At 56.8% G+C, this 20966-nt stretch carries 19 protein-coding genes and 1 pseudogene; 13 read left to right on the top strand and 7 right to left on the bottom strand.

The features are described 5' to 3' along the window. Positions 1–53 precede the first annotated feature (53 nt). The 4 genes from FHW17_RS15435 to FHW17_RS15420 all read left to right on the top strand — a co-directional run bounded on the left by FHW17_RS15435 (position 54) and on the right by FHW17_RS15420 (position 4289). Positions 54–1217, top strand: a complete 1164-nt coding sequence (locus FHW17_RS15435) for an ABC transporter permease (protein WP_182510272.1) — start codon at positions 54–56, stop codon at positions 1215–1217. Beyond that, positions 1214–2155, top strand: coding sequence for an ABC transporter ATP-binding protein (locus tag FHW17_RS15430; protein ID WP_182510271.1), 942 nt, complete (start codon positions 1214–1216; stop codon positions 2153–2155). Before FHW17_RS15435 ends, FHW17_RS15430 begins: the two co-directional genes overlap by 4 nt. After that, positions 2152–2904 carry an ABC transporter permease gene (locus FHW17_RS15425; protein ID WP_112528659.1) on the top strand — a complete coding sequence of 251 codons (753 nt, stop codon included), beginning with the start codon at positions 2152–2154 and terminating at the stop codon, positions 2902–2904. Before FHW17_RS15430 ends, FHW17_RS15425 begins: the two co-directional genes overlap by 4 nt. Before the next feature lie 62 nt (positions 2905–2966). Further along, positions 2967–4289, top strand: coding sequence for an LLM class flavin-dependent oxidoreductase (locus FHW17_RS15420; RefSeq protein WP_112528657.1), 1323 nt, complete (start codon positions 2967–2969; stop codon positions 4287–4289). Here FHW17_RS15420 and FHW17_RS15415 read toward each other — a convergent pair. The 3 genes from FHW17_RS15415 to FHW17_RS15405 form a co-directional block, all read right to left on the bottom strand. Next, positions 4286–4942: a methionine ABC transporter permease gene (locus FHW17_RS15415; protein ID WP_112528655.1), complete on the bottom strand. Its 657-nt coding sequence runs from the start codon at positions 4940–4942 to the stop codon at positions 4286–4288. The two genes, FHW17_RS15420 and FHW17_RS15415, sit on opposite strands and share 4 nt — an antisense overlap. Then, positions 4923–5996 carry a methionine ABC transporter ATP-binding protein gene (locus tag FHW17_RS15410; protein ID WP_112528653.1) on the bottom strand — a complete coding sequence of 358 codons (1074 nt, stop codon included), beginning with the start codon at positions 5994–5996 and terminating at the stop codon, positions 4923–4925. The genes FHW17_RS15415 and FHW17_RS15410 overlap by 20 nt, the downstream gene beginning before the upstream one ends. A gap of 117 nt (positions 5997–6113) precedes the next feature. Further along, on the bottom strand, positions 6114–6959 hold the full coding sequence (locus FHW17_RS15405) for a MetQ/NlpA family lipoprotein (RefSeq protein WP_113097314.1): 846 nt from the start codon (positions 6957–6959) through the stop codon (positions 6114–6116). A 285-nt stretch (positions 6960–7244) separates the two neighbouring features. On the opposite strand from FHW17_RS15405, the pseudogene FHW17_RS15400 reads away from it, so the two are divergent. Both FHW17_RS15400 and FHW17_RS25220 read left to right on the top strand, forming a co-directional pair. Further along, positions 7245–7748 (top strand): annotated as a pseudogene (locus FHW17_RS15400) (hypothetical protein); the annotation flags it as partial. Positions 7749–7781: 33 nt separating this feature from the next. Next, positions 7782–8168: a VOC family protein gene (locus FHW17_RS25220; protein ID WP_348643749.1), complete on the top strand. Its 387-nt coding sequence runs from the start codon at positions 7782–7784 to the stop codon at positions 8166–8168. Here the strand turns inward: FHW17_RS25220 and cml are convergent. Beyond that, positions 8165–9370: a CmlA/FloR family chloramphenicol efflux MFS transporter gene (gene cml / locus FHW17_RS15395; RefSeq protein WP_182510270.1), complete on the bottom strand. Its 1206-nt coding sequence runs from the start codon at positions 9368–9370 to the stop codon at positions 8165–8167. The two genes, FHW17_RS25220 and cml, sit on opposite strands and share 4 nt — an antisense overlap. Positions 9371–9806: 436 nt before the next feature. Here cml and FHW17_RS15390 point away from each other — a divergent pair, with 436 nt between their 5' ends. Together FHW17_RS15390 and FHW17_RS15385 are read left to right on the top strand one after the other, a co-directional pair. Then, the gene (locus FHW17_RS15390; protein WP_112528647.1) at positions 9807–10121 is read left to right on the top strand and encodes a PsiF family protein; all 315 of its coding nucleotides are present in this window, start codon (positions 9807–9809) and stop codon (positions 10119–10121) included. A 223-nt stretch (positions 10122–10344) separates the two neighbouring features. Next, positions 10345–11328 (top strand): NAD(P)-dependent oxidoreductase, encoded by a 984-nt coding sequence (locus FHW17_RS15385; RefSeq protein ID WP_182510370.1) that lies wholly within the window; start codon positions 10345–10347, stop codon positions 11326–11328. On the opposite strand, the gene FHW17_RS15380 is transcribed toward FHW17_RS15385, so the two are convergent. Further along, positions 11313–11987, bottom strand: coding sequence for a GntR family transcriptional regulator (locus FHW17_RS15380; protein WP_091877445.1), 675 nt, complete (start codon positions 11985–11987; stop codon positions 11313–11315). The two genes, FHW17_RS15385 and FHW17_RS15380, sit on opposite strands and share 16 nt — an antisense overlap. 259 nt (positions 11988–12246) lie before the next feature. On the opposite strand from FHW17_RS15380, the gene FHW17_RS15375 reads away from it, so the two are divergent. From FHW17_RS15375 to FHW17_RS15365, 3 genes are all read left to right on the top strand, one after another. Continuing rightward, positions 12247–13656: a malonyl-CoA decarboxylase gene (locus tag FHW17_RS15375; protein WP_182510269.1), complete on the top strand. Its 1410-nt coding sequence runs from the start codon at positions 12247–12249 to the stop codon at positions 13654–13656. Next, positions 13653–15179, top strand: coding sequence for a malonyl-CoA synthase (locus FHW17_RS15370; protein WP_182510268.1), 1527 nt, complete (start codon positions 13653–13655; stop codon positions 15177–15179). Before FHW17_RS15375 ends, FHW17_RS15370 begins: the two co-directional genes overlap by 4 nt. 119 nt (positions 15180–15298) lie before the next feature. Then, complete coding sequence (locus FHW17_RS15365; RefSeq protein ID WP_182510267.1) at positions 15299–16651, top strand: SLC13 family permease; 1353 nt, start codon at positions 15299–15301, stop codon at positions 16649–16651. 52 nt (positions 16652–16703) lie between these two features. Here FHW17_RS15365 and FHW17_RS15360 read toward each other — a convergent pair whose 3' ends face one another. Next, on the bottom strand, positions 16704–17375 hold the full coding sequence (locus FHW17_RS15360; RefSeq protein ID WP_348643743.1) for an HAD family hydrolase: 672 nt from the start codon (positions 17373–17375) through the stop codon (positions 16704–16706). Between the two features lie 113 nt (positions 17376–17488). Then, the gene (locus FHW17_RS15355; RefSeq protein WP_182510265.1) at positions 17489–18190 is read right to left on the bottom strand and encodes a creatininase family protein; all 702 of its coding nucleotides are present in this window, start codon (positions 18188–18190) and stop codon (positions 17489–17491) included. A 205-nt stretch (positions 18191–18395) separates the two neighbouring features. Here FHW17_RS15355 and FHW17_RS15350 point away from each other — a divergent pair, with 205 nt between their 5' ends. Together FHW17_RS15350 and FHW17_RS15345 are read left to right on the top strand one after the other, a co-directional pair. After that, entirely contained in the window at positions 18396–19628 is a 1233-nt protein-coding gene (locus tag FHW17_RS15350; protein ID WP_182510264.1) for a mechanosensitive ion channel domain-containing protein, read from the top strand. Between the two features lie 42 nt (positions 19629–19670). Beyond that, positions 19671–20963, top strand: coding sequence for an MFS transporter (locus tag FHW17_RS15345; protein ID WP_113097304.1), 1293 nt, complete (start codon positions 19671–19673; stop codon positions 20961–20963). Positions 20964–20966 lie beyond the last annotated feature (3 nt).

The raw sequence follows: 20966 nt of genomic DNA, 5'->3' as shown, positions 1-20966 counted from the left end.
ACTTCACTGAAGCAGGGCGGGCTTATCCTGCCCTGTTCCGGTAAATGGAGACCATGGCCGTGCGTCTGGACAAACTAGGTGTCGTGATTGCCCTGATCGCCGGATATGCGGTGGGCGTAGCGCCGTTTGCCACGTTCCGCGCCAACCGGATCGTTGCCGGTGAACCGCAAACCCTTCTGGCTTCCCTGCCATCATGGGCTGGCCCCACACTTCTTGCTGTCATTGCCATTGCCGTGGTCATCGGCCTCTTTCGCACACCATCGACGCTGCGTCTCGCTGCAAGCTTTGCCACGCTTGCAGCTTTGTTTCTCCTCATCGGCACGGCAGCCGATCACCTCACTCCGCCTGCCAATACCTATGCACGCGTTTCGCCCGCGTCCGGTTTCTGGCTGCTGCTCTTTGCTTTCGCCCTGCTCGCAGCGGATTCGCTGACGCGCCTGCGCCTGACACCGTTGCTCCGTATCCTTGTGCTAATCCTTGCGGGTGGCTTTATCGGCTTTGTCCTGCTTTCAGGAAGCTGGGACAAACTGTCGATCCTGAAAGAATACAGCGCCCGCGCCGATAGTTTCTGGGCGGAAGCCAGCAAGCACATCACATTGGCGCTAGGTTCGCTCGTCGCGGCTGTTGTCGTTGGCATCCCGCTCGGCATTCTCTGTCACCGGGTGCAAAAACTGCGCGACATTGTTCTCAATGTGCTCAACATCGTGCAGACAATCCCGTCCATTGCCCTTTTCGGTATTCTCATCGCGCCGCTTGGCTGGATTGCTGCTAATGTGCCCGGTGCCGTAGAAATCGGCATCAAGGGTATCGGCATGGCCCCCGCCTTTGTCGCGCTGTTTCTCTATTCGCTGCTGCCTGTCGTCGCCAATACCGTCGTCGGCCTTGCGGGCGTTCCCGTTCAGGCCAATGACGCGGCGCGTGGTGTCGGCATGACCGAACGGCAACGCCTGTTCAAGGTGGAATTCCCTCTGGCCTTCCCGGTGATCCTGACAGGCGTGCGCATTGTTCTGGTGCAAAATATCGGCCTTGCAACCATCGCCGCGCTTATCGGCGGCGGCGGTTTTGGCGTCTTCGTGTTTCAGGGCATCGGCCAGACCGCCATGGATCTGGTCCTGCTCGGCGCGGTTCCCACCGTGCTTCTCGCCTTTGCGGCGGCCATTATTCTTGATGCCGCCGTCGAAGTCAGTTCACCCTTTCACTCCGGGGCATCCGCATGATTGAAATCGAGGGTATCACCAAACGCTACGGCGCGGCGACTGTCGTCAACAACGTCTCGCTTGTCGTCCAGCCACGCACCGTCACCGTCATTGTCGGCACATCAGGCTCGGGCAAGACGACGCTGATGCGCATGATCAACCGGCTGGTCGAGCCGACATCGGGCATCATCAAGCTCGATGGCGAGGACAATCGTTCCCTGCCCGGCTATGAACTGCGCCGCCGTATCGGCTATGCCATTCAGGGCCACGGCCTCTTTCCCCACCGCACCGTGGCGCAGAATATCGCCGTCGTGCCCGAGCTTCTCGGCTGGGACAAGGCGAAGATCGACGCCCGTGTGAGTGAACTGCTTTCGCTGTTCCAGCTGGACCCTGATACATTCGGCCCGCGCTATCCGCATGAACTCTCCGGCGGTCAGCAGCAGCGTATCGGCGTTGCCCGCGCGCTTGCGGCAGAACCAAACGTGCTGCTGATGGACGAACCCTTTGGCGCGCTTGATCCCGTTATCCGCTCCAAGGCGCAGGAGGATTTGCTCGCCATCCAGAAGCGTTTCGGCACCACCATCATTCTCGTCACCCACGATATGGAAGAGGCAATTCATCTTGGCCACAAGATTGCGGTGATGGATGGCGGCAATCTGCTGCAATATGCGACACCGGCTGAAATTCTCGCCAATCCGGCAACGGATTTCGTCGCGACACTGGTTGGCACCGGCGACCGGCCCTTCCGCTTCCTGTCCTTGAGCCTCGCTGGTGACGCAGTGGAACCCGGCACAGCGGAAGGCGAAGCCATTCCAGCCTCCGCAACACAGCGCGATGCGCTGGCCGAATTGCTCTGGTCGGGCCGCCCTGCTCTGCCCGTGGTCAATGAAGCTGGCAAATCCATCGGCCGTGTCACTGTGGACGGGCTGGTGAAACGTGCCTCAAGGCCAGCCGCATGAACCTGCGCCTTCCAACCATTCTGCGCATCGGCATCATGGCGCTTCTCGTGGTGTTTTTGCTGCGACCGGAATGGTTTGAACCGATCTTCCGGCCACTCACCCAGAACAATGCCCCTGTCATCTACAATCAGGGCAGTCTGCTGACGCTGACCTTGCTGCATCTGCGCACTGTTGCCATTGCAACCGCAGGAGCCACCATCGTCGCCGTTGCTCTGGCTATTCTGGTCACACGCCCGTTTGGCGCCGAGTTTCTGCCGCTTTCGCGCAGCCTTGTGAATATCGGCCAGACATTTCCGCCGGTGGCTGTTCTCGCCCTCGCCGTGCCTGCGGTCGGCTTTGGTGAAAAGCCAACGCTTATCGCTCTTTTTCTCTACGGATTGCTGCCGATCTTCGAAAACTCGCTGACGGGCCTGACCACCCTGCCGCCAACCGTCACCGATGCAGCGCGCGGTGTTGGCATGACCGGCTGGCAGCGCCTGATCAAGGTCGAACTGCCGCTGGCAATGCCAATCATCCTCGCTGGCATCCGCCTTTCCGTGACGATCAATCTGGCCACGGCCACCATCGGTTCGACAGTTGCGGCCAAAACGCTGGGTGAAGTGATCATTGCCGGGCTGCAATCCAACAACCTTTCCTTCGTCCTGCAGGGCGGCCTCATCGTCGGCATTCTCGCGGTCATGATCTATGATGGATTATCAGCGATAGAACGTTTCATTTCCCGCCGCATGGGCCTTCTCCAGTCGAGCTGACCACCCCATATGCAAACAATCGGACTGCTCCCCCCAAAGGCAGGATTGTGAAAGGACATGCGATGAGCAAGACACGCAAACTGCATCTTGGCGCTTTCATGCGGCCGGTCAGTATTCACACGGGTGCCTGGCGCTATCCCGGCGCTTATCCGGACGCGAATTTCAATTTTGCTCACCTGAAGCGCTTTGCCCAGACGTTGGAGCGCGGCAAGTTCGACGCCTTCTTCATGGCTGATCATCTGGCCGTGCTGAACATGCCGGTGGAAGCGCTGAAACGCAGCCACACGGTGACATCCTTTGAACCCTTCACCCTGCTTTCGGCTCTGGCCGGTGCCACTGAACATATCGGCCTGATCGCCACCGCCTCGACCACCTTTGACGAGCCCTACCACATCGCTCGGCGCTTCGCCTCGCTCGACCATATCAGCGGCGGGCGTGCAGGCTGGAACATCGTCACCACGTCCAATCCCGATGCAGCGCTTAATTTCGGTCTGGAAGACCATATGGAGCATGACGAACGCTATCGGCGCGCCCGTGAATTCTACGATGTGGTGACAGGACTTTGGGACAGTTTTGCCGATGATGCTTTTATCCGCGATGCCGAAACCGGCATTTATTTTGATCCTGAGCGCATGCATGTCCTCGACCACAAGGGCGAGTTTCTTTCGGTTCGCGGTCCGCTCAATATTGCGCGGCCCGTGCAGGGCTGGCCTGTGATCGTACAGGCAGGGTCATCCGAACCGGGACGCCAGCTTGCCGCTGAAACCGCTGAACTCGTCTTTGCCGCACCGTCCAATCTTGCCGACGGCAAAAGCCTCTATGCCGACATCAAGGCCCGTATGGACAAAATTGGCCGGTCGCGCGATCAATTAAAAATACTGCCGGGTGCCTTTGTCGTGGTGGGTGATACGGTCGAGGAGGCCAAGGAAAAACGCGCCCATCTCGACAGTCTTGTACACTATGCCAATGCCATCGGTTCCCTGTCGATTGCCCTTGGTCAGGATGCGTCGGGTTTTGATCCGGATGGGCCATTGCCCGAAATCACCGATACCAATGCCAGCAAGAGCGGCTTGGAGCGTACGGTCAATCTTGCGCGGCGTGAAAACCTGACCGTGCGTCAACTGGCGCAGCGGCTGGGTGGCTATGCGGGTCCTGCCTTTATCGGCACGCCCAAAACCATCGCCGACGAGATGCAGCAATGGCTTGAGGAGGAAGGTTCAGACGGTTTCAACGTCATGTTCCCCTATCTGCCTGAAGGACTTGATGATTTTGTCGATAAGGTTGTGCCGGAACTACAGCGGCGCGGCATTTTCCGCACGGAATATGAAGGCAGGACGTTGCGCGAAAATCTCGGTCTGCAACGCCCCGCCAATCGGTTCTTTTAGATGCGGTGATCGAGCCGTTTGACCAGCCTGTCGCCAACCCACTGAATGCCGCAGACGAGCACAATCAGCACGATCACCACGGCAATCATCACGGAGGTTTCAAAGCGCTGATAGCCGTAGCGGATGGCAAGATCACCCAAGCCTCCCGCCCCGATTGCACCCGCCATGGCCGATGCTCCAATCAGCGTGACAAGCGTGACCGTGAAGCCCGCAACAATGCCCGGTAGCGCCTCGGGCACCAGCACCTCGCGAATGATCGTCCAGCGATTGCCACCCATCGCACGCGCCGCTTCAATCAGCCCGCGATCCACCTCACGCAAGGACACTTCGGCAATGCGCGCATAATAGGGCGTCGCGCCGATGGATAGCGGCACAATGGCCGCCCAAGTGCCGATGGACGTGCCGACGATCAGCCGTGTGAGCGGGATTAGCGCCACCAGCAGGATAATGAACGGCACCGAGCGGAAGGCATTGATAATGGCGCCAAGCACACTGTTGACCCATGGATTGGGCGCGATACCGCCACGGTCGGTTGCCACCAGCGCCAGACCAAGCGGCAGGCCCGCCGCCAGTGAGATCAGACCGGAAGCACCGGTCATGACAAGCGTTTCCCAGAGTGATTGCAGAAGCAGTTCATACATGACTTGTGACATAACCAAGCACCTCTACACGGGCCGAGCGGGCCTCAAGAAACGGAACAAATTGAGCAACTGCAACGGCAGAAACTGCGAGATATAGCCGGGCAATGGCCTGATTTTGCACATGGTCGACACCGCCGTGCAGCAACCGGAATGATCCCGGCAAGTCGGCCAGCAATGTGCCCTGCGCGGCAGCACCGGCAAGATCGACACCAAGCACAGCTTCGCCAGCAGGTTCTGATGACAGGAGGCTGGCAATATGGGCTGGAAGCTGCGGGCGGATACCCGCTAGCAGGCTTTTGGTGATATCAGTCTGCGGATCAGCAAAGACCGACCAGACGGGGCCTTCCTCAACGATTTTACCCGCATCGATAACCGCAACCCGGTCGCCAATGGAGCTGATAACTTCCATCTCGTGCGTGATCAACAGGATAGTGAGGCCAAGTTTCTGGTTGATATCTTTCAGCAGCGCGAGGATGGAGCGCGTCGTTTCAGGATCAAGCGCGGATGTCGCTTCATCAGAAAGCAGCAAAGCCGGCCGCGCCGCCAGCGCCCGGGCAATACCTACCCGCTGTTTTTGCCCGCCGGAGAGCGACGATGGATAGGCTTTCGCCTTGTCGGAAAGCCCAACCAGTTCCAATAGTTCCCGCGCCCGGTTCAGACGCTCAGCTTTCGGGCGTCCCTCAATCTTGAGTGGCAGCGCAACATTCTCTTCCACGGTCTTGGCCGACAGCAGGTTGAAATGCTGAAAAATCATGCCGATGCGGCGGCGGAACGGCTGCAGCTCGCGCTCATCCAGCCCGGTAATCTGCCTGCCCTCAACAAAGATGGAGCCCGTTTCCGGCCGCTCCAGACCATTGAGACAACGGATGAGCGTTGATTTGCCCGCGCCGCTGCGGCCGATAATGCCGAGAATCTCACCTTTGCGGACAGTCAGCGAAACGCCATCAAGCGCCGGCGTCTCGCCGAAATGCCGTTTGACATTTTCAAGCCTGACAACATCGTCGTCCTGGCGCGCGTCTGCGATGATTGCCCCCGATTGGCCGGAAACAGAGACATGCGAATTCATTTGTTTTCCCCTTGGGCGAATATAGAAACCGTATCCGCCTCAATCGAGAAGGCGGTTCGCGGCATATCCCTATGCTGCGAACCGCCTTGCCGTGATTATTCTGCGATCAACCGGATATCAGTACGCGCTGATACCTGTGCCCTTGTAGACACGGTCAAATTCCGCTTTGACCTTGTCATTCTGATAGGAGGAAACGAGGGTTTTCACCCATGCTTCCTTCTCCTGACCAGCCTTCACCGCAATGAAATTGCGGTAAGGATTGTCATCGATCTTTTCCTGCGCGATACGGTTTTCCGGTGTCAGGCCGCTCTTCAAAGCCCAGTCAGTGTTGACCACTGCCGCATCGAGATCTTCCACCGAACGCCCGACGATACCCGCATCGAGTTCCTTGATTTTGACCTTCTTCGGATTGTCGGAAATATCAGCGATCGTTGCGAGAATGCCGGTACCCGCCTTGAGCTTGATCACGCCCTGATCCTGAAGCACACGCAGCGCACGGCCCTCATTGGATGGATCATTCGGCACGCCGATCACTGCGCCTTCAGGAAGTTCGGTGATCTTGGCAAACTTCTTCGAATAGAGGCCAATCGGCCAGACGCCGGTATAACCAACAGGCACGATGTGATAGCCCTGTGTCTTGATCTGGTTGTCGAGATAAGGCTTGTGCTGGAAGGCATTGGCATCAAGATCGCCGCGTTCCAGCGCTTCATTTGGCTGCGTGTAATCATTGAAGACAACTGTCTTGATCGTCAGACCGTTCTTGGCTGCTTCTGCTGTGACGACTTTCCACACATCCTCATCTTCGCCGCTGATGATACCGACCTTGATGGCCTTGTCAGCCGCATGTGATGGCTGTGGCGCTGCAAAGCTTGATATGGCGATGGCCGAAGCCACCAGCGCAAACAGGCCCGCGCGCCGCGTAATTTTCCCGTTATTTGCGAGATTTTCTATGGTTTTTGTCATGTGCTGGCCCCCGTAGGCAGTGTGAATAACTAAAAAGAAACGCCTTGTTTCCTCCTGATATTCGCCAATGCACTCAATTTGAGCGAGGGATGGCTATCTTTTGTGCAGCGCAACCGGCGAAAAACCTTTCAACAAACATCTGAATGGGAACTCAAATTTTCCACCATATGGAACACATCCATCTTTTGCCGCGAAATGAATCCCCCGACACAATTTCATTGGCGCGCGCCGGGGAGAAAATATATGCCATGGATAATTCCCGATCATTTGCAGATGGATGTCCCCATGAGCCGCATATTGCCCGTTATCTATGATGAGGCCTCACCGGAAGCCCGCGCCGAACATGACCGCGAACTGCAACTGCGTGGCCGCATGACCAATATGAAGCGCATCATGCTGCATTCGCCCGTTGCACATCGCATCTACGCGGAATGGTTCACCTTGCGCGAATTGCTGCGCCCCGCCCTGCCCGACCGCGCCATCTGGCTTTTGTCCCTCGCCATCGCAAAGGCGAGCCATGCGGATACCCCGGTCACGTTTTTCCGCCGGGCGCTGATTGATTCCGGTCTGCAGCCGGAAACCATCGTCCCGGATGCGGATGAGACTGTTCTGATGGATTTCGGCAAGGCAATCGTCGCCAGTGCCAATGCGATACCGGACCGCCTGTGGAAGCGGCTGGCTGACCGCTATGACGAACCGACATTGGTCAATCTCGTCGCCTTTGCAGGCATCATGATCGCAACAACCGTTTTCACCAATGTGGTGGAAGTCGATCTCGATCCGGAATTGAACGGCTACCGGGAAGCCAAACCCGATAGTGGGGTGACGATTGATCATATCGATCATCTGGTCCTGACGGTCAAAAATATCGAAGCCACCTGCGCCTTCTATTCAAAAGCGCTGGGCATGACGGTCGAAACATTTGGTCACGAGCGCAAGGCACTGCGCTTCGGTCATCAGAAGATCAATCTGCACGAACTGGGTCATGAGTTTGAACCCAAGGCGAAAGCAGCTACACCGGGTTCCGGCGATCTCTGCTTCATCACCAAAACACCACTGGATGCGGTAATCGCCCATCTCGATCATCTTGGCATTGCCATTGAGGAAGGCCCGGTTGCCCGCACCGGAGCAACCGGACCTATCCGCTCGATCTATATTCGCGATCCCGATGGCAATCTGGTCGAGATCGCGAATATTATGACAGATTAAGAGGTTAGCCTCTTTTCAGAACGGGCTGACAGCCAGACCAGAGCCAGCGTCACCAAGGCGGATATTGCCGTAAATACCGCAACCGGCCAGAAATTGGCCTGCGGCAGCAGAACTACAATGATCGTTCCGGCGATGCCCACAATAACACTCTCGATGAAGTAATAGAGGGCCGTTGCGGTTCCCGCTATATCGCCGAATTCCCGCAATGCGCCATTGGCAGCCACCGCCGAGGTGACGGAGATGGCGCTGGCCATGACCCACATAGGCCCCATGAAAGTGACGACGGAAAGCGGCAAAAACACCTGCCCCAGCACGAGCAGAATCGCACCGGTCAGAAACAACGCCATTCCCCGGATCAGGCATCCCCGCTGTCCCCACCATCGCACGAATACGCCGCCGAAACGGCTGCACGCGATCATCACCAGCGCAACGGTTGCAAACACAAGGCTGAACGAGGTCGAGGAAAGGCCCAACTCCTGCATCAGAATACGCGGTGCCGTCGAGAAATAGACAAAGAACGTCCCCATGGCAGTGCTGAATCCCAGCGTATAGGTCCAGAAGGACAGGCTGCTGAACACTCTTGCGAAATTGCTGATCAGTGCGGTTCGCTCTGTCTGTACCGGGCGCGTTTCGGGCCAGCGCAGGAATGCGTGCAGCCCTGCCAGCGCCGCAAGTGCGGCAAGCAGCCAGAATATGCCGCGCCAGCCGAATATGTGATCAACAAGCGCGCCGATAGTCGGTGCGAATGCGGGAACAAATGCCAGCATCGAGCCGAAGAGACCGTAGATGATAGCGCCTTCAGGCCGATCCGCATAAACGTCGCGGACAGTGGCAAACGTCGCCACCAGCGCCGCCGCCCCGCCAGCCGATTGAACGACGCGAAGCGCAACGAACACCTCGGCAGAACTGGTCACGGCCAGCCCTGTCGAGGCGAGGCAGAACAGAAGCGCACCGCCAAGCACCACGGGCCTGCGACCGATACGGTCCGACAATGGCCCGAACAGGAGTTGCCCGCAGCCGAGCACAATCATGTAAAGGCTGAGGGTTAGCTGGATAATGGCGGGTGATGTGTTCAGCACCGCAGGCATATGGACAATAACAGGCAGATAAATATCCATGCCCAGGGAAGCGAGAAGATCAAAAGGAGCCATCAGCAACAAGGCCGCTGGCAGTGAATAAGCCCAATTTTTGGGGTGTAGCATAGCAAAATCCCACGCGAACGAGAGGTTCGGCGGCGATCATTGATCCCAACTCAAACGGATATTGAGAGCCTTGAATGCCGCAACAACGGTTGAAAACGGTTGTTACGGCCTATCGGGTTGCGAGCTTGGCGGCTTTCATCGGACTTTGCTTCTGTCAAAGGATCATGCTCGTATAGATCTGTGATTTTTTACCGTCAAGCGATCAAGAATTGTGTCCCGCCGGTTAAACAAATTTAACATTCGCGCACACAAAGAAAACACGGTCCGCCAATAATCTCGCGCTTGAGCAATGCTGGCATGACGCATAGTCCCCTGCATCCTGTTGATTTGCAAGGACTTGGCGAAATGCAAGCAGTGCTCAGGTGCAACCGTAGCGTGACAAGAATCATTTTCACAACGCGCTACAAAACCGGTTTGTAACTCAAAGGAAACGACCATGAAATTAGTTGCCACCCTCGCCGCCGGCGCAATCCTCGCCTTCGTAGGCACAAGCGCCATGGCACAGACTGCAGCTCCAGCCACAACAGCGCCAGCAGCAACCACCACGGCCCCGGCACCAACCACCACCACCACGGCCCCGGCAGCTACGAAGCCAGCCAACACCATGATGAAAAAGGCAACGACCGCAACCACGCCTGCCAAGACGGCCATTTCCAAGGCGTGCTCGGCTCAGGCTGATGCCAAGGGTCTGCACGGCAAGGAACGCCACAAGTTCCGCAGCGATTGCAAGAAAAACGGCGGCAAGGTTTAACAGCCCCGTTTGAATGCTGGCGGCAAGATACCCGCAACTTGCCGCCAGTCATTCAGCGCTTTTATGCATTCAGACCAAATCCACCCATGGGGACAGTTTCCGTGTGATTGGAAAAGCCCGCAATACATGCGCTCCTCCCCGTCTTCGTTTGATCTCGCGATAGCTATTTTCAATAAGGCTTACTAAACTTGGACACATAAAACGTGATTCAGGGAATAATATGATGACAATTCTCGTTACAGGGAGTGCCGGTCATCTTGGTGAAGCCCTCATGCGCAGCCTGCGTGAGGGTGGCGAGTCCGTGCGAGGCATCGACATCAAGGCGTCGCCATTCACCGATAGCATCGGATCAATCACCGACCGGGCCTTTGTCCGAGCCTGCATGAAGGGCGTTCAGACAGTGATGCACACGGCAACACTGCACAAACCGCATGTCGCCACCCATTCCAAACAGGATTTTATCGATACCAACATTACGGGCACGCTGATTCTGCTCGAAGAAGCTCTGGCTGCCGGGGTCAACGCCTTCATCTTCACCAGCACCACCAGCACGTTCGGCGCAGCCCTTACCCCTGCCGCCGGAGAGCCAGCGGCCTGGATCACCGAAGATGTCACGCCGGTTCCCAAGAATATTTATGGCGTCACCAAGATCGCGGCGGAAGATCTGTGCCACCTGTTCTTCCGCAAGGAGCGCCTGCCGGTGATCGTGCTGCGTACCTCACGCTTCTTTCCCGAAGAGGATGATGACGCAACAGTGCGGGACAAGTTCCAGCCAGCGAATGTACAGGCGAATGAACTGCTCAATCGCCGCGTCGACGTGGAGGATGTGGTGAGCGCCCATGTTCAGGCGGCACGCAAAGCGCACAGCATTGGTTTTGGCCGATACATTGTCTCCGCAACGACACCCTTCATGCCCGGCGATCTGGCGCTGCTTCGGGAAAATGCTGCGGATGTGGTGCGGCGGCTCTTTCCCGAATGCGACGCGCTTTATGCCAACAGTAGATGGCAATTGCCTGCCGCTCTGGACCGCGTTTATGTCAATCAACGGGCGCTTGCGGAACTGGATTGGCAGCCGAAATATGATTTCCGCCATGTCCTCGAAAGCCTGCGCAACGGGCGGGATTTTGCCAGCCCGTTGGCGCGCGCTATCGGCAGCAAAGGATATCATGGGCAGACGTTCGATAAGGGCCCTTACCCGGTTGCCTGACCGTTTTTGCGCTGCGCCGCCAGCGTGGCAATGAGATCGCTGAAACGATCTCCCTGCACCGCAATGTGCTGGCGCAGATGCGTGCGGGCGGCCTCGGCATCCCCTGAAAGAATCGCCTCAACAATAGCTGCATGTTCGTTGAACGATGTGATCATCCGGTTGCGCACCCGCAATTGCAGTCGCCGGTAAGGCCGCAGCCTGCGATGCAGCGCGAGGCATTGTTCGATCAGGAAGCTGCTGTGGCTGGCCGTATAGACGGCCTGATGAAACCGCTCATTGTCATAATAATAAGTGTCGGTATCTTCGGCATTGGAGGACTGTGTACACTGGGCGTGGGCGGCCAGAAGGTTAGCCCGATCCTCATCCGTATGGCGACGCGCGGCCAGAGAACCCGCCATGCCTTCAAGCTCGGCCATCACTTCGAACATTTCGTAAATCCGGTGCGGTCCCGGTTCAACAACGACCGCCCCGCGCCGCGGGCGAATCTCGACAAGCCCGATGGCGCTCAGTTGCATAAGGGCTTCCCGCACTGGTGTGCGCGAAACACCGAAATGCTTTGCCAATTGCATCTCATCCAGCCTTTCGCCCGGAGCAAACTGGTTTGTGACAATACCGTTCTCGATTTCGTCCCGCAGTCCTTGCACGATATTTTCGGCCATGATCCCTCAAAAATGCAATATTCCAATTCTTGTATACAAGACAGTTGACATTACATACAAGAAAGCCCAAACATTATATACCACCCCGTAAGAGGTATTGGAACAAACGAATAATCTGACGCATGCGAAAGGGAGTATCGCAGAAGCGCTGTCACACCGGATCGGCTATACTATGCAATGCGGCGGGGAGCGCCGGATAAGCGCCGTCTGTCAAACCTGCATGCCTTGCCTGATCCATCCTCGGAACTGGAGTTCTGCAATGACCGGTACATCCTTCTTCAGCGATATGGTGCAGACGATCACCGAACGTGGCCGCAAGCTGCTTTCGTTTTCACCGCGCACGGAGAAACTGCCATCCGGTCTCGCTGGTCTTGAAAGGCTATGCACCATGCTGCTTTCCAGTCGCGGTGAAGCCTCGGGCATGGCACTGGCCGCTGAAATCCTGCAGCAATGGTCCCGCCTGAACGATGAACAGCAGCGCGATTTCATGCTGCTCCTTGCCGATCGGTTCGGACCGGATTCTGATAAGCTCGAAAAGGCCATCGACACCTATCGGGCCGAACGCACCGCCAAGACAGTGCTGCAATTGCATGAGGCCGCCGAACCGCGCAGGCAGGAACTGATCCGCCGCCTGAACCTTGCCCCCAAGGGCATATCCACGCTTGTGGGCATGCGGGAACGCCTGCTCGAACTCAAGGCTGATACACCTGATCTTGAAGCGGTAGATGCGGATTTTGCCCACCTCTTCACCTCGTGGTTCAATCGCGGCTTTCTCATCCTGCGTCCCATTGATTGGTCCACGCCCGCGCAAATCCTTGAAAAGATCATTCAATACGAGGCCGTACATGAGATCCACGATTGGGACGAGTTGCGCCGCCGGCTCGCGCCGACCGACCGGCGCTGCTTTGCCTTCTTTCATCCGCAGCTTCCCGATGATCCACTGATCTTCGTTGAAGTGGCGCTGACCAAAACTATCCCCGAGACGATTTCCGATGTGCTGGATGAAAAACGGGCGCCCATTCAGGCACAGGATGCGCGTACCGCTGTCTTTTATTCCATTTCAAACTGTCAGGTGGGCTTGCGCGGTATTTCCTTTGGCAATTTCCTCATCAAGCAGGTGGTGGAGGATTTGCGCCGTGATCTTCCCAAGCTCGATACCTTTGTCACACTTTCGCCAGTACCGGGCTTTGCCAACTGGCTGGGACGCGAGCGGCGCAATGACGACTCCGATGTGCTGTCGGCCGAAGACAAGGCTGCCCTCGCCGCTCTGGATGACGCCGACTGGTTCGATGACCCGATAAAGACAACAGCTGTAAAGACAGCATTGCTGCCCGCCGCCGCCTGGTATTTTCTGCGCGGGCGAACACCCGATGGGCGCGCCATCGATCCGGTTGCGCGGTTCCACCTCGGCAATGGCGCACGGCTGGAGCGGCTCGATTTTCTTGCCGACCGTTCACCCCGTGCCGTCAGGCAGGCGCACGGGGTGATGGTCAATTATCTCTACAAGCTTGACGATATTGAAACCAACCACGAGGCATTTGCCCAGCGGGGCGAAATCGTCGCGGCACCAGCGATTCGCAAGCTGTTGCGCAGCGAGAAACCCGCCCGCGCAACACAGCCCAAAGAGCAAGACAAGACCAAGGCAAGCAGTAAGGAACTGAGTTCATGAGCAACCATCTGTTTGATGCCATCAGGCATTCCATTCCGGCTGAGGATGCCGTGTTCATTGAAACGGGTGATAACAGCACATGGACCTATGGTGACATGCTGCAATGGTCTGGCCGGATCGCCGGTGCCATCGATACGCTCGGCATTCGCCCCGGCGACCGCGTAGCCGTTCAGGTAGAGAAAAGCCCTGAAGCGCTGATGCTCTATCTCGCCTGTATCCGTTGCGGAGCCGTCTATCTGCCGCTGAATACCGCCTATACGCTGGCCGAACTTGACTATTTCATCAGCGACGCCGAGCCGCGCCTCGTTGTGGTCACGCCGAAAGCTGCCGAAGGCATCAAAGCCATCGCTTCGAAATACGGTGCGTTGGTTGAGACGCTTGATGATCATGGTGGCGGTTCGCTGATTGATCTGGCGAAGGGCGAAGCACCGGATTTCGTCGATGCTACCCGTGCCGCAGATGATCTTGCCGCCATTCTCTACACGTCAGGCACAACAGGCCGCTCCAAAGGCGCGATGCTGACCCACGACAATCTCCTATCCAACGCGCTGACATTGCGTGATCACTGGCAGTTCACCGCAAAAGACCGGTTGATCCATGCCTTGCCGATCTTCCACACCCACGGGCTTTTCGTTGCAACCAACGTCATCCTGACGTCAGGCGCATCAATGTTCCTGTTGCCGAAATTTGATCCGGCGGAAATCCTGTCTCTCATGCCACGCGCAACGGCGATGATGGGTGTCCCCACCTTCTATGTCAGGCTTTTGCAGAATGAGGGCCTGACCCGCGATGCGGTCAAAACCATGCGCCTGTTCATTTCAGGGTCTGCGCCCCTGCTCGCTGATACCCACCGGGCATTTCAGGAGCGCACGGGTCAGGCCATTCTTGAACGCTATGGCATGACCGAAACCAACATGAACACCTCCAATCCCTATGCCGGGGACCGGATTGCCGGAACTGTAGGCTTTCCGCTCCCCGGCGTCACCGTGCGGGTGACGCATCCGGAAACCGGCGTAACCCTGCCAGCCGACGAAACCGGCATGATCGAGGTCAAGGGACCGAACGTGTTCAAGGGCTATTGGCGCATGCCCGAAAAAACCAAAGCGGAGTTTCGTGATGACGGGTTTTTCATCACAGGCGATCTCGGCAAGATTGATCAACGCGGCTATGTGTATATCGTCGGACGCGGCAAAGACCTTGTTATTTCAGGTGGTTACAATATTTACCCGAAGGAAGTCGAAAGCGAGATCGACCAATTGTCAGGCGTTGTCGAAAGCGCTGTCATCGGGGTCGCCCATCCGGATTTCGGCGAAGGTGTTACCGCCATTGTCGTTAAAAAAGCTGGTTCTGATCTCAGCGAACAGGCCATTCTCGATGCGCTGCAAAACCGGCTCGCTCGCTACAAGCAGCCCAAACAGATCATTTTTGTCGAGGACCTGCCCCGCAACACCATGGGCAAGGTGCAGAAGAACGTTTTGCGCGAGCAATATGGCAATCTCTATGCCATCAGCCCAAATGCCTGATCCATGACGCCATCATCGCGCAGATGACGGCGGAAACGAGGGCGTAGGGGGGAGCTTACGCCACAATAAGAACTGAAGAAGCGGCCGCTTATAGCGCGCCGCAGAGGGAGGATTTTACCGTGAATATCCAGATTTTCTCAATTCTTGTGTTGATTGCCATGTTCGTTGTTGCAACGATCCTGCCGATCAACATGGGCGCACTGGCCTTTGCCGCCGCCTTTGTGGTCGGCTCGCTGATCATGGGAATGTCATCCAATGACATCTTTGCCGGGTTTCCCAGCGATCTGTTCCTGACACTCGTTGGTGTCACCTATCTGTTCGGTATTGCCCAGAACAATGGCACCATCGACTGGCTTGTCGAACGGGCGGTGCGGCTTGTTCGCGGCCATATGGCGCTCATCCCCTGGGTGATGTTTTTTGTCGCCGCTGTTATCACCGGCTTTGGCGGATTGAGCCCCGCCGCCTGCGCCATCCTTGCGCCTGTCGCCCTGCGCTTTGCCGCGCAATACCGCATCAGCCCTGTCATGATGGGCCTCATGGTTATTCACGGCGCCCAAGGCGGCGGTTTCTCGCCGATCAGCATCTATGGTGGCATCACCAACCAGATCGTTCAAAAAGCCGGCCTGCCCTACGGCCCGACAACCCTGTTCCTGTCGAGCCTGCTCTTTAACCTTGCCATTGCGGTTGTGGTGTTCTTCATCTTCGGCGGCTGGAAAAGCCTGCGCGATCATGCGGCAGCATCCGGACCCGATCCTGATACCCATGTGGCGGGCGCATCGCGTTCCATCGTTGGCCATGGCGGCACCCCGGCCTCACCAGCCTATCACCGCACCGCCACATCGCCATCCGGCGCGGCAATCAATCCAAACGAAAGCTTGACCAGCGAACGCCTGCTGACGCTGCTCGGATTAACGGCGCTTGCGGTCGGCGCTCTGGTGTTCAAGTTCAATGTGGGTCTGGTGGCAATTACGGTTGCGGTCCTGCTCGCCCTGTTTTCTCCGAAAACCCAGAAGGCGGCTGTCGACAAGATCAGCTGGTCAACCGTGCTGCTGATCGCCGGTATCATCACCTATGTCGGCATCATGCAGAAAGCCGGGACTGTTGATTATGTGGCATCGGGGATTTCCAGCCTTGGCATGCCGCTTCTGGCGGCCCTGCTCCTCTGCTTCACCGGCGCAATCGTCTCTGCCTTTGCATCGTCAACCGCATTGCTCGGCGCTATCATTCCGCTGGCTGTGCCATTCCTGATGCAGGGACATATCAGCGCCATCGGCGTTGTCTCGGCCATCGCCATCTCGACAACCATCGTCGATACCAGCCCGTTTTCGACCAACGGCGCACTCGTTGTTGCCAATGCGCCGGAAGCCGAGCGGGAGAGCGTCCTGCGTAAACTGCTTGTGTACAGCGCGCTGATTGCGGTCATCGGCCCCATTATCGCGTGGCTGGTTCTCGTCGTCCCCGGCGCGATCTAGGCGTAAAACTCAGGTCAGCGCATCGGCTCCCGGTCGATGCGCTGACTGATACTCATGGCCTGACAATCGATATTTTGCCGTCATTGCCGATTTTGGCGGTGATTTCATCATAGCTGGCAATGGTCGCGTGGCGTGTCTCGACAGAGTGCATTTGTGTTGCCGTTATCACCAGCACCTCGGCCCCAGCCGCCTCTCCCGCCTGAATTCCCGCTGGTGCATCTTCGAAAACCAGACAATCGGCAATGTCGACACCAAGCTTTTTGGCACCGAGCAGATAGCATTGCGGATCTGGCTTGCCGATCGATACGTCCTCGGCTGTCACCATAATCTCGGGAAAAGGAATTCCTGCCGCTTCCATACGCCGTTTTGCCAGCAGAATTGGAGCCGATGTCACAATGGCCCAGCTTTGCGGCGGCAGCGATTTCAGAAATGCGACCGCACCGGAAATGGCAACGACGCCCTCCACATCATCGATCTCCGCCCGCTCGATTTCGGCGGCCTCGGCCACAGGATCAACACCGGGCAATCCAAGACGGCTAATCGTATCGACACCGCGCGAACCATGCATGGTTGGCATGAATGCCTCGACATCAAGACCTTTGCTGCGCGCCCAATCGCCCCAGACGCGCTCGGCAGCGGCAAGCGAATTGAGGATCGTACCATCCATATCGAAAAGCAGGGCTGAAAATGGCTTGCTGAAAACCGGAGACTTCGCTGAAGACAATTTATATTTCCTTTTGCTTGGCAAGACCATCGATACACAATTGCCACGCTTGCCCGCAACGCCTGTAGTGCTAATTTCCTGATACGAATCTGACTGCGTTGCGACATACGGATTTAGTGCCAGTCATTGTCGAGCTGCTCGCGCGTCTCGGCGACGGCCACGTCCCACAGCGCCAGCGAATCCGCATCGGGTCGCTGGAACAGCCCGTAATAATTGCCTTCCCCGAGCATTTTGCGTTTACGGCGGGCATCCACACGGGCAAGCCCGCCAAAATCGATCTGCGCTTTCGGCTCCTGCGGTACCGGTGCTCCGGCAATCCTTGTCCACGGAAAATTTTCCATCCATGATGCGTGCGATGCGGCAGGATCGATTTCCATCACCTTCGCCCACGTTTTTGGTGCGCGCCACCAGTCATGCAGCTTGACCGAAGCATCTGGATGATCGTTCAGCCATTCGGAAATGACGGTTCCGGCGGGCGTATTGCCGCCATGACCATTGACCATCAGAATGCGTCGGAAGCCATTGCGATACATGCTGTCGAGCAAATCGCGGATAACAAGCGCATAGGTGGCAAGACTGAATGTGAGCGTTCCCGGAAAATCCATGAACGACGATGCAAGCCCATAGGGCAATGCAGGGAAAACCGGAACGCCCAAAGGTTCGGCTGCATCCACAGCAACTTTCTCCGCCAGAATCATATCCGTGGCGAGGCTCAGATAAGCATGTTGCTCGACACTGCCGATGGGAAGAATGCAGCGATCGTCCTTCGCGACACGTTCTTCCACCTGCATCCAGTTCATATCCGCGATTTTCATTCCTGCTCACCTTTTCCGGCATACATCCATACTGTCGTTTAACAGTGGTGAAGGAGGCCGTTCTCCCTCAAACTGTCAAGCCAGACAGTCAAACAAGCCTTCGCTGAATGATCTGTTTTTGCAACGAATTTTATGTCACAAGATGTGGCGGTAAACACATTCTTTATCTGTGGCGATGCCACAGCTTCATGCATTCGGGGGGACGATGGAGAAAGAAGAGGCTGATGCAATAGCGGCCCTTGGAACTGGCGCGCTCGACGTCATTTTCCAGACGCCGCTTACCGGCTTTCTTTCGATCGGCGCCCTTATCCTGTCATTTGTCATAGCCAAGTTGATCACGCGGCGTCTGAAGCACATCCGGCCTATTACCTCGCGTATCAGAATTATGATCGACTATCTCTCGACAATCGCTCTTACCATCCTCATCCTGTTTGGATTGATGCGAGCCTTCAATGGCACGCTTGCCAATCCATTGATCTTCGTTATCGGCGGGATACTGCTGTCCTTCCTGCTTGTCCGGCTTGTCGGGACGATTGTGGAACTGATTTTCAAACCACATGATCCCTTGCGCTCCATCCTGCGCGCCTCGTCCGTCGTGTTCTGGCTAACGGTGCTTATTTATCTGTTCGGGCAATGGAACGAGACGGTCAAAAGTTTCTTCGACACTGAATATTCCATAGGCGATGCCAAGATCAGCGTATTGGCAATCCTGACCATCCTGTTCTTCGCTGCTATCGTCATCATCGTCACCATCTGGATTTCGGAAGTATCACAGCGTTACCTGCACAAAAGAAGCGGCTTGCAACCCAATCTCGCCTTGGCGCTTGAACGTATCATCTCCGTGACGATCTGGATCATCGCGGCACTCATCATCATCTCAACCGCGGGGATTAACCTGACCGCCCTCGCCGCCTTCGGTGGTGCGCTCGGCATCGGGCTTGGTCTCGGTTTCCAGAAACTTGCGGCCAGCTATATCAGCGGCCTCATCCTGCTGTTCGAGCGTTCGGTTCGGGTTGGCGATAATCTGGTCAGCGACCGCATCACCGGTAAAGTCACCGAGATGACCATCCGCTATACGACTATTCATACGACCGACGGGCTGGATGTTCTGATCTCCAATGACACGCTGATCAACAGCACGATCTACAACGAAACGCTGTCGAACAATAATATAAGGCTGGAATTTCCCATCACCGTGGCATCCACCACAGATCTGGACGCGGCCCGAAGCATCTTTCTGGCAGCGGTGCAAAAGCAGCCGCGCGTGATGAAAGAACCGCCACCACAGATCTATACCGCCAGCATTGAAAACAAGAGCATCAAGCTGCTGGCCCGGTTCTGGATCAACGATCCGAGCAATGGCAGGATTGCAATCATCTCGGATATTAACGAGATGGTTCTGGATGAATATAAGAAAAAGGGGATTGATCTGGCCTGACGACGAAGCAGGAGATCAAGACATTGGGGCTGGGAGGCAAATATGTCATTCAATGAAACGGTAGATCCATACCGTAAGATAAGCCTGCGCATCATCCCGTTCATGATGGTGCTCTATCTCGTGGCCTTTCTCGACCGCGTGAATATCAGCTTTGCCGCCCTGACCATGAATGACGATGTGGGCCTGACTCCATATGTCTATGGCTGGGGCGCAGGCATATTCTTCCTCGGCTATTTCCTGTTCGAGGTGCCCAGCAACGTCATCCTCGAAAAAGTCGGGGCAAGGCTCTGGATCGCCCGCATCATGATCACATGGGGGCTGGTTTCCGCCGCCATGGCCTTTGTGCATGGGCCGTGGAGCTTTTTCATCCTGCGTTTTCTGCTCGGCGTTGCTGAAGCCGGGTTTCTCCCCGGCATGATCCTTTATCTCACCTACTGGTTTCCTTCAGCACAGCGGGCAAAATTCATTGGCCTCTTCATGGCTGCCGTGCCGCTGGCGAGCGCCGTGGGCGCTCCTCTGTCGGGCCTGATTATCGGCATCGACAATGTCTGGGGCCTGAAAGGCTGGCAGTGGCTTTTCATCATTGAAGGTCTCCCGTCCTGTCTGCTTGGCCTCGCCGTGCTGCGCCTTTTGCCCAACGGACCGGCGCAGGCCCCGTGGCTGACCCTGACAGAGCGCCGGATCGTGCAGGAAAGGCTCGAAGAGGATCGCCAGCTCAATCCGGGACGCACCCAGCACCGACTCTGGCCCGCCCTTGTCGACCGGCGGGTGCTGCTGCTTGGCCTCGTCTATTTCGGCATTGTCATCGGGCTCTATGGCATTGGTCTCTGGCTGCCGCAGATGATCAAGGCCATGGGCTTTTCCAATACGCAGGTCGGCTTCATCACGGCCCTTCCCTATATTGTCAGCGCCTTGGCCATGCTGCTCTGGGGCAGACACAGCGACAAAACAGGCGAGCGGGTCTGGCATGTGGCCATTGCCGCAGCCATCAGCGCTATCGGCTTCGTCGGCAGCGTCTATCTGCAATCCAATCTGGTGGCACTGTTTTGTCTCGGGCTCGCATCCATCGGCATCTATGCCAGCCTTGGACCCTTCTGGGCCATGCCATCAGTCTTTTTGCAGGGAACCGCAGCAGCTGGCGGCATCGCGCTGATCAATTCTGTTGGCAATCTTGGCGGTTTTGCCGGGCCTTATCTGGTGGGCTGGATCAAGCAGAGCACCGGCAGTTTCCAGATCGGCATGGGCGTGCTTGCCTGTTGTCTTGCCGCAGCGGCTGTTCTCGTGCTTTTTCTCGGGCGGGAACTCAAATCCACCAGACACGACGCCATACACTGAAGC

It is taken from the genome of Phyllobacterium sp. P30BS-XVII (assembly GCF_014138335.1).
GTDB lineage: Bacteria > Pseudomonadota > Alphaproteobacteria > Rhizobiales > Rhizobiaceae > Phyllobacterium > Phyllobacterium meliloti.
The sequence above is the reverse complement of the archived record's forward strand: the minus strand, read 5'-3'. Positions and strand labels throughout refer to the sequence as shown.